The following is a 12,163-nucleotide window of genomic DNA, read 5'->3' as shown; positions in this document are numbered from 1 at the left end:
TCGGCGACCTCCAATAAGTTACGCAGACGTGAACCCAAACGCAAATCGCCAGGTCACGCACGCAATTCCGGGACTTGAGAGCAAGGCGGCGCCGGTCGACACCGGCGCCGCCTCACATCGTGGTCGCGATCAGCGGAGGCGCACCCCGGCGAGGTTCTTCTTGCCGCGGCGGAGCACCAGCCAGGACCCGTGGAGCAGATCATCGTGCCCGGGCGTCCACTCCGGGTCGTCGATGCGGGCGTTGTTGACATACGCGCCACCCTCGCCGACGGCGCGGCGTGCGGCGCCCTTGCTGTCACAGAGTCCGGAGGCGACCAGGAGCTCGATGATCGTTCTCGGGGCATCGGACGCCACCTCGACGGCGCCGGCGTCCTCGAGTGCGGCGCCGAGCGTCCGCTCGTCGAGCTCAGTCAGTTCTCCCCGCCCGAACAGCGCCTGGGAGGCCGCCTGTACGGACTCCGTGGCCGCCACCCCGTGCACCATCGTGGTCATCTCCTCCGCCAGGCGCTTCTGTCCCGCGCGGAGGTGCGGCGTGTCCCGGGTGAGTGCCTCCAGCTCCTCGATCTCCTCACGACCCAGGAACGTGAACCACCGCAGATAGCGGACCACGTCCGCATCGGACGTGTTGAGGAAGTACTGGTACCACGTGTACGGGCTGGTGAGGTCGGGGTCGAGCCAGAGGCTCCCGCCACCCGTCGACTTGCCGAACTTCTTCCCGTCGGACGACGTGACCAGGGGGACGGTCATGGCATGAACCGTCTCACCATCCATCCGGCGGTTGAGGTCGACGCCGCCGACGATGTTCCCCCACTGGTCGGAGCCGCCGATCTGCAGTGTGCACCGCATGGTGCGTCTCAACTGCACGAAGTCGTTGGCCTGCAGGAGCATGTAGGAGAACTCCGTGTACGAGATCCCGTCACCGTCCAGGCGACGTTTGACGGTGTCCCGCCCGAGCATGGTGTTGAGCGAGAAGTGCTTGCCGACGTCTCGCAGGAACTGGATGGCGGTCAGATGACCGGTCCACTGCATGTTGTTGACCACACGGGCCCCCACGGGCCCCTCTGTGAGGTCGACGAACAGTTCTAGTTGACCTGTGATGCGCTCTGCCCAGTCGGCCACGGTGTCCGCGGTGTTCATGGTCCGCTCCCCCACGTCCCGGGGGTCCCCGATCATGCCGGTCGCTCCCCCGGCCAGGACGATCGGCCGGTGCCCTGCCAACTGGAACCGCCGGAGGGTGAGGAGCGGGATGAGGTGACCCGCGTGCAGGCTGGGCCCGGTCGGGTCGAAGCCGCAATACAGCGACACGGTGCCCTCGTCGAGGTGTTCACGGAGCGCGTCGAGGTCTGTCGACTGCGCGATGAGCCCCCGCCACTGCAGGTCATCGAGGATGTTGGAAGTCACGAGCGACATTGTCCCCCATCGGCGCGTCGGGCTACCACGGGGCGGGGTGCGGGGAACGCGGCGCGCGTGGACTGCGCCGGTAGGAGGACACCTCCCGGGCGCCCGTGATCCAGAACCGCCACGGGCGGTCGGCCTCACGGGACACACCCACCCGGGGTCCCGACCGGACCTGCGACGCGGGAACGGGATCAGGACGGAACGTGACCGGTGACGCCGCATCGAGGACGTCCATGCCCCGGAAGGACAGGTCGATTCCCATCACCCTGCCGAGGTTCCCCGGGCCGCGCGCCGCGTGCTCGGGGAGTATCCCGGGTCGGCGCTGCCGGGTCGCCTCGTGTCCGCCCACCACGCGGCCGGCGCGGAGGAGAACACCGCCGCCTTCCCCCGGGGGTCGGCACGTGATGTTGGCGCACTGGTGGATCCCGTGGCTCAGATAGACGTACAGATGCCCGGCATCGCCGAACATCACCTCGTTCCGCGGCGTCGGTCCCGGCCACGTGTGCGCGGCGGGATCCGGGTGGGGCGAGTCGACCGGGCCGCCATAGGCCTCCACTTCCATCACGCGTACCGCGACGGGCCCGTGGGTCAGGACACCTCCCAACAGGGACCGTGCGGCCTCGTCGGGGTCCGAGTCGCGGAGCAGCGCCCGGAACGTGTCCCCTCCGTCCTGCGGCAGGGTCACTCGTGCGGAGCCCCGCCCGCACGGGCGAGCAGGGCCTCGTGCTCCGCCTCGTCCACCGGACGTGACTCGTCCGCCAGCAGCACCGGGATGCCGTCGTCGATCCGGTACGCGCGGCGCAGGCGGGGGTTGTAGAGCGTGTCGTCACCCGCCAGGAGGAGCGGCCCCTTGTCCTCGGGGCAGGCGAGGATCTCCAGCAGGCGGTCATCGATGACGGACATGGCGCTCACCCTACCCAGTCGGCGAGTTCGTCACGGACTTCTCCCAGTCGGCTCCGCTGCGCGGCCACCGCGGTGCCGGCGGTCCCGCCCCGTGCGTTCCGTGAGGCGATCGATCCCGTCACCGTGAGGACGTCGCGGACCTCCGGGGTGAGTGCCGGGTCGATCGAGGTCAGCTCCTCATCGGTGAGCGCATCGAGTCCCACACCGCGGGATTCGGCCACCCGGACGCACTCCCCGGCCGCCTCGTGGGCGACCCGGAACGGCACACCCTGACGGACCATCCACTCCGCGATGTCGGTGGCCAGCGTGTACCCGGCCGGAGCGAGCGCGGCGAGGCGACGCGGGTGGAACTTCAGGGTCGAGACCATCCCTGCCATCGCCGGGAGGAGCAGATAGAGCTGGGCCACCGAATCGAAGAGCGGTTCCTTGTCCTCCTGGAGATCCCGGTTGTAGGCCAGCGGTTGGGCCTTGAGGGTGGCGAGCAGGCCGGTCAGGTTGCCGATCAACCGGCCGGTCTTGCCGCGCATCAGTTCCGCGACGTCCGGGTTCTTCTTCTGGGGCATGATCGAGCTCCCGGTCGACCATTCGTCGGCGAGCGTGACGTATCCGAACTCGGGGGTCGACCAGGCGATCACCTCCTCCGCCAGGCGGGAGAGATCGACAGCGACCTGCGCGAGGACGTATGCCGCCTCGGAAGCGAAGTCCCTCGAGCTCGTGGCGTCGATCGAATTGTCCGCCGCACGATCGAAGCCGAGTTCCGCCGCGATCGCGTCCGGGTCCAGCCCGAGGGACGACCCGGCCAGGGCGCCCGAACCGTACGGCGACACGGCCAGGCGTCGGTCCAGGTCCCGGATCCGTTCGACGTCGCGCAGCAGCGGCTGCGCGTGGGCCAGGAGGTGGTGTGCGAGCAGGATCGGCTGCGCGGCCTGGAAGTGCGTCTTGCCCGGCATGACCGTCTCCGGGTGCTCGTCCGCCTGGGACACCAGCGCGTCGACCACGTCGATCACCCCCCCGGCCACCTCCCGCACCGCGTCGCGCAACCACATCCTGAACAGCGTGGCGACCTGGTCGTTGCGGGAGCGGCCGGCCCGGAGGCGGCCGCCCACCTCGACACCCACCCGGTCGATCAGGCCGCGTTCGAGCGCGCCGTGCACGTCCTCGTCCGACTCCGCCGGGACGAACGCGCCGGAATCGACGTCGGCGGCCAGACGGTCCAGACCGTCCAGCATCGCGTCGAGCTCCGGACCGGAGAGCAACCCGGCACGGTGCAACACCCTGGCATGGGCCTTCGAGGCCCTGATGTCGTAGGGCGCCAATTCCCAGTCGAAATGCGTGGACTTGCTCAGCGCGGCCATCGCCTCGGCGGGGCCTCCGGCGAAGCGCCCGCCCCACAGGGCGCCGGTGTTGGTGCCGTGTCGATCGTCCCGGCGGTCGGGTCCGCTCACAGCCCGAGGTCCCTCTTGGCGGCGATCTTGGAGCTCAGACCGTGGAGGTTCACGAAGCCCTTGGCGTAGCTCTGGTCGAACGAGTCCCCCTCGTCGTAGGTCGCGAGGTTGAAGTCGTACAACGACGAGTCGGAGCGACGGCCGTTGACGACGATGGACCCACCGTGCAGGACCATCCGGATGTCCCCGGAGACGTGCTGCTGGGTGTTGTCGATGAAAGCGTCGAGAGCGTACTTGAGCGGAGAGAACCACAGGCCGTCGTAGACCGCGTTGGACCACTCGTCGGAGACCCCTGACTTGTACCGGGCCAGCTCCCGCTCGAGGGTGACGTCCTCGAGCGCCTTGTGCGCGGTGATGAGGATCATCGCACCCGGCGCCTCGTAGACCTCGCGACTCTTGATCCCGACGAGACGGTCCTCGACCATGTCCAACCGACCGACACCCTGGGCCCCGCCGCGGCGGTTGAGCTCGATGATGGCCTCGAGCACGGAGACCTTCCGCCCGTCGATCGCCACCGGGACGCCCTCCGAGAAGGTGACGGTGACCTCGTCGGGAGCCGCGAAGTTGAGAGTGGGGTCCTCGGTGTAGTCGTAGACGTCCTTGGTGGGAGCGTTCCAAAGGTCCTCGAGGAAGCCGGTTTCCACCGCCCGGCCCCACACGTTCTGGTCGATCGAGAACGGGGACTTCTTCGTCACGTTGATGGGGATCTCGTTCTGCTCCGCGAACTCAATGGCCTTCTCGCGCGTCCAGGCGTAGTCCCGGACCGGGGCGATGACCTCGAGGTCGGGGGCGAGGGCGCCGAAGCCCACCTCGAAGCGGACCTGGTCGTTGCCCTTGCCGGTGCATCCGTGGGCGACGGATGTCCCACCGTGCATCTTGGCGGCGGTGACCAGGTGTTTGACGATGAGCGGTCGGGAGATCGCCGAGACCAGCGGGTACTGCCGCATGTACATCCCGTTGGCCTTGATCGTGGGCGCGCAGTACTCGTCGGCGAACTCGTCGCGGGCGTCCACGACGATCGACTCCACGGCCCCGCAGTCCAGGGCACGCTGCCGGATGACGTCCATGTCCTCACCGCCCTGGCCCAGGTCGATGGCGACGGCGACGACCTCGGCGCCGGTCTCCTTGCCGATCCAGCTGATGGCTACTGACGTGTCGAGGCCGCCGGAGTAGGCGAGGACTACGCGATCGGACATGGTGTGCTCCTTTGTTGTTCGGGTCGGAGAGTATCGGGTCGGGTGGTGGCGGTCAGACCGGGCGCCGGGCCAGCGAGGCCAGCCGGTCCGCGAGCTCAGCGCCCCCGACGGGCTCACGGGCCATCACGAATATGGTGTCATCCCCGGCTATCGTGCCCACCACGTCGTCGAGGTTCGCGCGGTCGAGCGCGCTCGCCAGGAAGTTCGCGGCGCCGGGCGGAGTGCGCAGGACAGCGATGTTGCCACTGTGGTCCGCGGAGACCAGGAGGTCGCCGAGCAGCCGGCCGAGCCGGTCGGTGCCCCCGGGGATCCCGGGGGCCCGGCTGCCGTCCTCCGGGATGACGTAGCGACCAGCCCCGCCGTCCGCGGCCCGGAGCTTGACGGCCCCGAGCTCGTCGAGATCGCGGCTCAGGGTCGCCACCGCGACGGCGATGCCCTCCTCGGCCAGGGCCTCCGCCAGCTCGGTCTGGCTGCGGACGGCGCGACGCTCGAGGATCTCGGCGATCCGCGCATGTCTGGCGGTCCTGCTGACCGTGCCCATCGTGGTCACGACCGCCCCATGAGCCAGACGAGCAGTGCCTTCTGTGCGTGGAGCCGGTTCTCGGCCTCGTCGAACACTCGGCTGAGGGGCCCGTCGATGACCTCGGCCGTGATCTCCTTGCCGCGGTAGGCGGGGAGGCAGTGCAGGACGATGACATCGTCAGACGCCTTGTCGACCGAGTCCTGGCCCAACCGGTAGTCGGCCAGGTCGCGGATCCGCTCTGTCGCCGAGTCCTCCATCCCCATCGACACCCAGGTGTCCGTGATGAGGACGTCGGCCCCGACCACCGCCGCGTCGACGTCGGTCGTGATCGCCACGGAACCGCCGGTCCCCGCCGCGACCCGCTCCGCGTCCGCGACCACCTGGCCGGTCGGCTGGTAGCCCTCCGGCGCGGCGATGGTGATGTGCATGCCCGCGGTGGCGAACCCGAGCAGATACGAGTGCCCCATGTTGTTCGCACCGTCACCGAGGTACACCGCACGCAGGCTCGCCGTGCGACCGAAGTTCTCCCGGATCGTCAGCAGGTCCGCGAGGATCTGACACGGGTGGAACTCGTCGGTCAGCGCGTTGACCACCGGTACGTCGGAATGCGCGGCGAGCTCCACGAGCGCGTCCTGCGAGTACGTCCGCCAGACGATCGCCTCGACGTAGCGCGACATCACCCGGGCGGTGTCCGAGAGGGTCTCACCCTTGCCCATCTGGGTGGATCCGGACTCCACCACGATGGCGTTCCCGCCCAGTTGGGCGATGCCGGCATCGAACGAGAACCGCGTCCGCGTGGACGTCTTGTCAAAGATGACGGCGACCGAGCGCGGACCCTCGAGCGGGCGGGCCGAGAACGGGTCGGCCTTGAGCCGCAGACCCAGATCGAGGACCTCGGCCTGTTCCTCGGGGCTGAGGTCGTCGTCACGCAGGAAGTGTCGCACCGACGGTGTAGCTGCGGTCATGGGGTGGACTCCTTCGGGGTCGCCGCGTCGAGGATCGCAGGGAGTCCCGCGACGAACCGCGCGGCCTGTTCCTCGGTCAGGATGAGCGGTGGTGCGAGGCGGACCACGTCCGCGGTGGTGGCGCCGACGAGGTACCCGGCCTCCCGGGCCGCCCCTTCCACCGACTTGGCGAGCGGGGCGGTGAGGACGACGCCCAGCAGCAGGCCGCTCCCGCGGACGTGGTCGACGAGCGGGTGGTCCAGGCATTCGATCTCCGCGGCGAGGATCTTCCCCAGCCGGTCCACGTGCGCGACCAGGTCGTCGGACTCGATCGTGTCGAGGACCGCCAGTGCGGCCGCGCACGCCACGGGGTTACCTCCGAACGTGGTCCCGTGCTGGCCCGCGGTGAGTAGTTGCCCGGCCGCGCCGACCGCGAGGCAGGCCCCGATCGGCAATCCCCCTCCCAGGCCCTTGGCCAGGGTGATCACGTCCGGGACCACCCCTGCCCGCCGGCTGGCGAACATCGCACCGGTGCGGCCGACCCCGGTCTGGACCTCGTCGACGATCATGAGGATGCCGTGCTCGCTACACACCGCGCGCACCTCTGACAGGAAACCCTCGGGGGGCTCGACGACCCCGCCCTCGCCCTGGAGCGGCTCCAGGATGACGGCGGCGGTGTCCCCCGGAGCCTGTCCGACGAGAGCGGTGAGGGCCTCGATGTCTCCGTAGGGGAAGAACTCGACCCCGGCGGGCATCGGCTCGAACGGCTCCCGTTTGGCGGGTTGGCCCGTCATCGCGAGCGCGCCCATGGTCCTGCCGTGGAACCCGTTCTCGGCCGCGAGGATCCGTGAGCGGCCCGTCCGGCGGGCGATCTTGAACGCCGCCTCGTTGGCCTCCGCGCCGGAGTTGCAGAAGAAGGCGCGGACGGGCTCGTCCACCGCCAGCAGCGACTCGAGCCGTTCGGCCAGCGCCACGACCTTCGGGTGGATGTAGAGATTGGACACGTGGCCCAGCTCGGCGACCTGGCGGCTGACCGCGTCCACCACCGCCGGATGTGCGTGGCCGAGCGCGTTGACCGCGATCCCGCCGAGCAAGTCCACGTACTCGCGGCCGTCGGCCGAGATCACGGTGACGCCCCGGCCCGAGACGAGCTCCAGGGGCGGGGTCCCGTAATTGCGCATGAGAGCGCTCTCCCACCGTGCGGTGAGCGATGGGGTGTCGGATCCGGTCATGTCGCGCCTCCTACCGGTGTGCGGATCTCGTGGTCACCCGCGGTGACCATGGTGCCGATGCCGCCCTCGGTGAGAATCTCGAGCAACACGGAGTGTTCGACGCGCCCGTCGATGACGTGGGCCGCCCGCACCCCGCCCTGGACCGCCCGCAGGCACGCCTCCATCTTCGGGACCATCCCGCTCTCGAGTGACGGGAGCATCTTCTCGAGCGGACCGGTTCCGAGGTGCGTGACCAGTGAGGACCGGTCCGGCCAATCGGTGTAGAGGCCCTCGACGTCGGTGAGGACGACGAGCTTCTCGGCACCGAGCGCGGTGGCCAGTGCACCGGCGGCGGAATCGGCGTTGATGTTGTGGACGGTGCCGTCGGCATCCGGTGCGATGGTGGACACGACCGGGATGCGGCCGGCCTCGATGAGGTCCAGGACGGCAGCGGGGTCGACCGACTCCACATCTCCGACCAGCCCGATGTCGGTCGGCTCGCCGTCGACCATCGCCGTCCGCCGGACGGCGGTGAACAGCCCCGCGTCCTCCCCGGAGATCCCGACCGCGTACGGACCATGCGCGTTGATCAGGCCCACGAGTTCCCGGCCGACCTGGCCGAACAGCACCATTCGGACGATGTCCATGACCTCCGGGGTGGTCACCCGGAAGCCTCCGCGGAACTCGCCCTCCATCCCCAGTCGGCCGAGCATCGACGTGATCTGGGGGCCGCCACCGTGGACGACGACCGGCTTGAGGCCACAGGTCCGGAGGAACACCATGTCGGCCGCGAACGCCGCCTTGAGCTGGTCATCGATCATCGCGTTTCCGCCGTACTTCACCACGACGATGGTGTCGTGGAACTTCTGCAGCCAGGGCAGCGCCTCGGCGAGGACGTGCGCGCGGACGAACGGCGTCAGTTCGGTGGACCCGTCGTTCATCTTGGTGGTCATGTCAGGCCTCTTCCGGCTGGTCGGGAACGGTCAGGGTCAGGCGCACGTCGGCGCCCCCGCGGTGGCGGAACGCGAACTCCACCCCGTCCGTGGTGCGTGTGGGCTCCGGCCACGGCGACCGATCGGTGTCGGGTCGGAAGACCAGGACCTCGATCGGACCGACCTCGCCACCGGATCGGGCGCCGACGAACCGGGCGACGTCCTCCGCGACGGAGTGCGTGAACGTGAAATCCTGCCCGGTGTCCCCGGATCCGGGTCCGCCGAGCAGGACCACCGCTCGGATCGCCGGAACCTCGGCGCTCAGAATGCTCCACCGTAACTCCGCGGCACCCGCACCCTCGCCGTGGACCTCCAGGACCGACATCGTGCCCGGGGGAGCCACCCAGAACAGCGCGTCGTTCCCGACCGGATCGGACCACGACTCGAGTCCGTGGGCGCGGCCACCGGATACCGCGCCGGACGAGGCGCCCACCGTCACGGAGCGAGGCCGACCGTGCTGAGACCGGCCGTCTCCGGGAGTCCGAGAGCCAGGTTCATCGACTGGATGGCGCCACCGGCGGTGCCCTTGGCGAGGTTGTCGATCGCAGCCGTGAACACAGCACGTCCGGCCCGCTCGTCGACCTCGATACCCAGTTGGACGGCATTGGACCCGAGGACCGAGGCGGTCATCGGCTGCACTCCCACGGGCAGCACGTGGACGAAGGGCTCGTCGTCGAACGCCTCGGCATACACCCGCCTCAGCTCCTCCGCGGTCGCGGTGGTCGGGGCGACCGCCGTGGTGAGGATTCCCCTGGCCATCGGGGCCAGGACAGGGGTGAAGCTCACCGACACCCGCGACTCGGTGACCCCCCGCAGGTTCTGGGTGATCTCGGGAGCGTGACGATGGGTGGTGACGCCGTACGCCTTCGCCGAGCCCATGACCTCCGAGGCGAGCATCGGCACCTTGGCGGACTTCCCCGCACCGGAGGCGCCGGTGACCGCGACGATCGTGATCCCCGACGCGTCGACCAGGCCGGCAGCGACCGCCGGGAACAGCGCGATGCTCGCCCCCGTGGGAAAGCACCCGGGGACCGCGATACGGCGGGTCGACCGCAGCGCCTCACGCGCGCCGGGGAGTTCGGGCAGACCGTACGGCCAGGTGCCGGCATGGGCGGAGCCGTAGTAGGCCTCCCAGTCCGCGGCGTCGGAGAGCCGGAAGTCCGCGCCCAGGTCGACGACGAGGACGTCCGGCCCCAACTGCTCGGCGATCTCCGAGGAGTGCCCGTGCGGCAGTCCCAGGACCACGACGTCGTGACCGGCCAGGGTGTCAGCACTGGTCTCGACCAGGACACGGTCCGCGAGCGGGAGGAGGTGGGGATGGTGCTCGGCCAGCGGCTGGCCCGCGTTGGACCCCGCGGCCAGCGCGCCGATCTCCATCTCACCCGACACCACCGCGGGATGCCCGAGGAGGAGGCGGAGGAACTCCCCTCCCGCGTAACCCGATGCACCCGCGACTGCCACTGTGATTGCCATGCGCACGAGTATGCAACATCATGCAATCTTTTGCACGTCCGCGGCCGTCCGCGCCACCCCCGGCCCGATCACGCCCCGATCTGACGCCGCCCGCCACCGAAGCGGCTCTGCCCGAGATCCACCGAGCCGCCCACCCGACGCCCTTCCTGAATCCCCGAGGAACCCACGCGACGCCGCGCGCCACGGACCGCGGACGGGAAGCGACGCCGCAGCTCACTGTCCGCTCGCTGGGCGTCGGACCGCAGGACGAGCCCGGCCCCGGCGGCGTCGGTGCTCACGGCTACCGCTCCCCCCTCGGCGGCGGCCAATCGGCGCCCCACCTCGTGTGCGAACCCCGTCATGAACGACTTGCGGTGGGTGACCGCCGGAACACCGGGAGCCGGTCGCTGGCGTGCCGCCGCCGCGAGCATGATGCCGGTGAGAGCGCCCGCGAGCATCCCGACCCGCTCGACGTGCCGGCGCACCCCCACGACGTGGACCACCCTCGTGCCGTCGCGGCGGGTGGAGGTGACGGCCCGGCAGTGCATCGCGGCCGCCAGCGATGCCACCAGGCTCACCTGATCCGACTGGTACCTGCCCGCGACCGGATGGTCCAGGACCACCACCTCCGCCGGTTGCGCCTCGGGCCCGGATCTCGCCAGGGCCTCGTCGACCCCGTACTTGGCGAGCAGGCCGTACGCCCGCTCGAGAAGGATCTCGGCCTCCGGCGTGCCGGCCACGCTCTCGGCCTTGGCGAAGAGCTTCCGGACCCGATCGAGCGCCCGGGCCGCCGACGGCGCGGCAGAGGACCGGGCGAAGGGGTCGGTGGAGGATGCGGTGGTGGACTCTCCGGAGGACTGCTGCGTGGTGCTCATTCTCTGCTCCTGATCTCGGCCGTGTACTGAGCCGGATATTCGCACAGGTGTACGACAGCAGGCCCGAGGGGGGAGCGGGATCGCAGGGGTCTCAGTGGTGGAGGAACCAGGTGTGGTCGAGTGGCCCGGCCCCCCGGCCCACCTCCAGATCGAGCCCACCCCGCAGGGCGCCGTCCATCCAGGGACGGACCCGCCGGTACGCCGCCTCCCAGTCGGCGGTACCCACCCGGGCCGTGGCCAGGGCGGAGGACAGCGAGCATCCGGTCCCGTGGGTGTTCGGGGTGTCCACGCGGACGAACGGCAGGCGCACGGTCGGGCGCGCGCCGCCCGCGGACCGGACGAGGACGTCCTCCGCGCTGCCGTCCTCGAGATCGCCGGTCGTGGCGAGCACCGAGCACCCCGTCTGCTCGTGCACGAGTTCGGCCTGGTGCACGATCATCTCGATTCCGCTCGCGGCGGGCTCGCCGCACAGGACTCCGAGTTCCGGGACGTTGGGGGTGACCAGGTCCACGAGGGGAACGAGGTCCCGCAGCATCCGCGAGGCGTCGTCACTGGCGAGCCTGCCCCCCGTGGTGGCGACCATGACCGGGTCGAGGACGACGTTCGGGGGCCGCCGGCGACGCAACCAGTCCCCCACCGCCTCCACGAGGGACGCCTCGCCGAGCATGCCGATCTTGACCGCGTCGATCCGGACGTCGTCCGCCACCGCGTCGAGTTGGGCGACAACGGTCTCGACGGGAACCGCGTGCACGCCCTCGACCCCGAGGGTGTTCTGGATCGTCACGGCGGTCACGGCTCCCATCGCGTACCCGCCCATCGCGGCGACGGACTTGACGTCCGCGAGCAGGCCGGCGCCGCCGGACGGGTCGGTGCCGGCGATGCACAGGACCCTCGGGACCCCGGCCTCCGCGGACACCACGGATGCCTGAGGCGACACCTCAGCCACGGAGCGTCGCCCCGACCGCCGCCTGCGCGGCCTCGACCGCCGCCGTGCGCCACCGGGTCGCCTCGTCCTCGGTGAGGGTCCGGTCGTCCGCCCGGAAGCTCAGGGCGTACGCCAGCGACTTGCGGCCCTCGCCGAGCTGGGAGCCCGTGTAGACGTCGAACAGTCGGACGCTCTCCAGGAGATCCCCGCCGCCCGCGCGCAGGGCCGCCTCGACCGCGGACGCGGGCACGCCCGCCTCCACCACGAGTGCGACGTCCTGGTTGACGGCCGGGTAGGCC

Annotated in this window: 13 protein-coding genes and 1 pseudogene; all 14 read right to left on the bottom strand. The window is 70.4% G+C overall.

Annotated features, from left to right (window positions below):
• Positions 1–129 precede the first annotated feature (129 nt).
• Positions 130–1,410: a tyrosine--tRNA ligase gene (gene tyrS / locus IY392_RS12640; protein WP_194861407.1), complete on the bottom strand. Its 1,281-nt coding sequence runs from the start codon at positions 1,408–1,410 to the stop codon at positions 130–132.
• A 22-nt stretch (positions 1,411–1,432) separates the two neighbouring features.
• The gene (locus IY392_RS12635) at positions 1,433–2,083 is read right to left on the bottom strand and encodes a DNA-3-methyladenine glycosylase (RefSeq protein ID WP_194861406.1); all 651 of its coding nucleotides are present in this window, start codon (positions 2,081–2,083) and stop codon (positions 1,433–1,435) included.
• Positions 2,080–2,301, bottom strand: a complete 222-nt coding sequence (locus tag IY392_RS12630) for a Trm112 family protein (RefSeq protein ID WP_182613217.1) — start codon at positions 2,299–2,301, stop codon at positions 2,080–2,082. The genes IY392_RS12635 and IY392_RS12630 overlap by 4 nt, the downstream gene beginning before the upstream one ends.
• A 5-nt stretch (positions 2,302–2,306) precedes the next feature.
• Complete coding sequence (gene argH, locus IY392_RS12625) at positions 2,307–3,746, bottom strand: argininosuccinate lyase (RefSeq protein ID WP_182613216.1); 1,440 nt, start codon at positions 3,744–3,746, stop codon at positions 2,307–2,309.
• The gene (locus IY392_RS12620) at positions 3,743–4,942 is read right to left on the bottom strand and encodes an argininosuccinate synthase (RefSeq protein ID WP_107756350.1); all 1,200 of its coding nucleotides are present in this window, start codon (positions 4,940–4,942) and stop codon (positions 3,743–3,745) included. Before IY392_RS12620 ends, argH begins: the two co-directional genes overlap by 4 nt.
• Before the next feature lie 52 nt (positions 4,943–4,994).
• The gene (locus IY392_RS12615; protein WP_182626939.1) at positions 4,995–5,483 is read right to left on the bottom strand and encodes an arginine repressor; all 489 of its coding nucleotides are present in this window, start codon (positions 5,481–5,483) and stop codon (positions 4,995–4,997) included.
• 5 nt (positions 5,484–5,488) lie between these two features.
• Entirely contained in the window at positions 5,489–6,430 is a 942-nt protein-coding gene (gene argF / locus IY392_RS12610) for an ornithine carbamoyltransferase (RefSeq protein WP_194861405.1), read from the bottom strand.
• Complete coding sequence (locus tag IY392_RS12605) at positions 6,427–7,641, bottom strand: acetylornithine transaminase (protein WP_194861404.1); 1,215 nt, start codon at positions 7,639–7,641, stop codon at positions 6,427–6,429. The genes argF and IY392_RS12605 overlap by 4 nt, the downstream gene beginning before the upstream one ends.
• On the bottom strand, positions 7,638–8,573 hold the full coding sequence (gene argB, locus IY392_RS12600) for an acetylglutamate kinase (RefSeq protein WP_182613277.1): 936 nt from the start codon (positions 8,571–8,573) through the stop codon (positions 7,638–7,640). The genes IY392_RS12605 and argB overlap by 4 nt, the downstream gene beginning before the upstream one ends.
• 1 nt (position 8,574) lies before the next feature.
• Positions 8,575–9,051 (bottom strand): hypothetical protein, encoded by a 477-nt coding sequence (locus IY392_RS12595; protein WP_194861403.1) that lies wholly within the window; start codon positions 9,049–9,051, stop codon positions 8,575–8,577.
• Positions 9,048–10,085, bottom strand: a complete 1,038-nt coding sequence (gene argC, locus IY392_RS12590) for an N-acetyl-gamma-glutamyl-phosphate reductase (protein WP_182613278.1) — start codon at positions 10,083–10,085, stop codon at positions 9,048–9,050. The genes IY392_RS12595 and argC overlap by 4 nt, the downstream gene beginning before the upstream one ends.
• Before the next feature lie 68 nt (positions 10,086–10,153).
• Positions 10,154–10,939, bottom strand: coding sequence for a DUF2786 domain-containing protein (locus IY392_RS12585; protein ID WP_194861402.1), 786 nt, complete (start codon positions 10,937–10,939; stop codon positions 10,154–10,156).
• Between the two features lie 91 nt (positions 10,940–11,030).
• Complete coding sequence (gene thiD, locus IY392_RS12580) at positions 11,031–11,876, bottom strand: bifunctional hydroxymethylpyrimidine kinase/phosphomethylpyrimidine kinase (protein WP_194861401.1); 846 nt, start codon at positions 11,874–11,876, stop codon at positions 11,031–11,033.
• 1 nt (position 11,877) lies between these two features.
• A pseudogene (locus tag IY392_RS12575) lies at positions 11,878–12,163 on the bottom strand (phenylalanine--tRNA ligase subunit beta); the annotation flags it as partial.

Origin of the sequence: Dietzia sp. SYD-A1 (genome assembly GCF_015356725.1) — a bacterium.
Classification (GTDB): domain Bacteria; phylum Actinomycetota; class Actinomycetes; order Mycobacteriales; family Mycobacteriaceae; genus Dietzia.
Note: the sequence above shows the minus strand (reverse complement) of the source record. Positions and strands in the feature narration are given on the sequence as shown.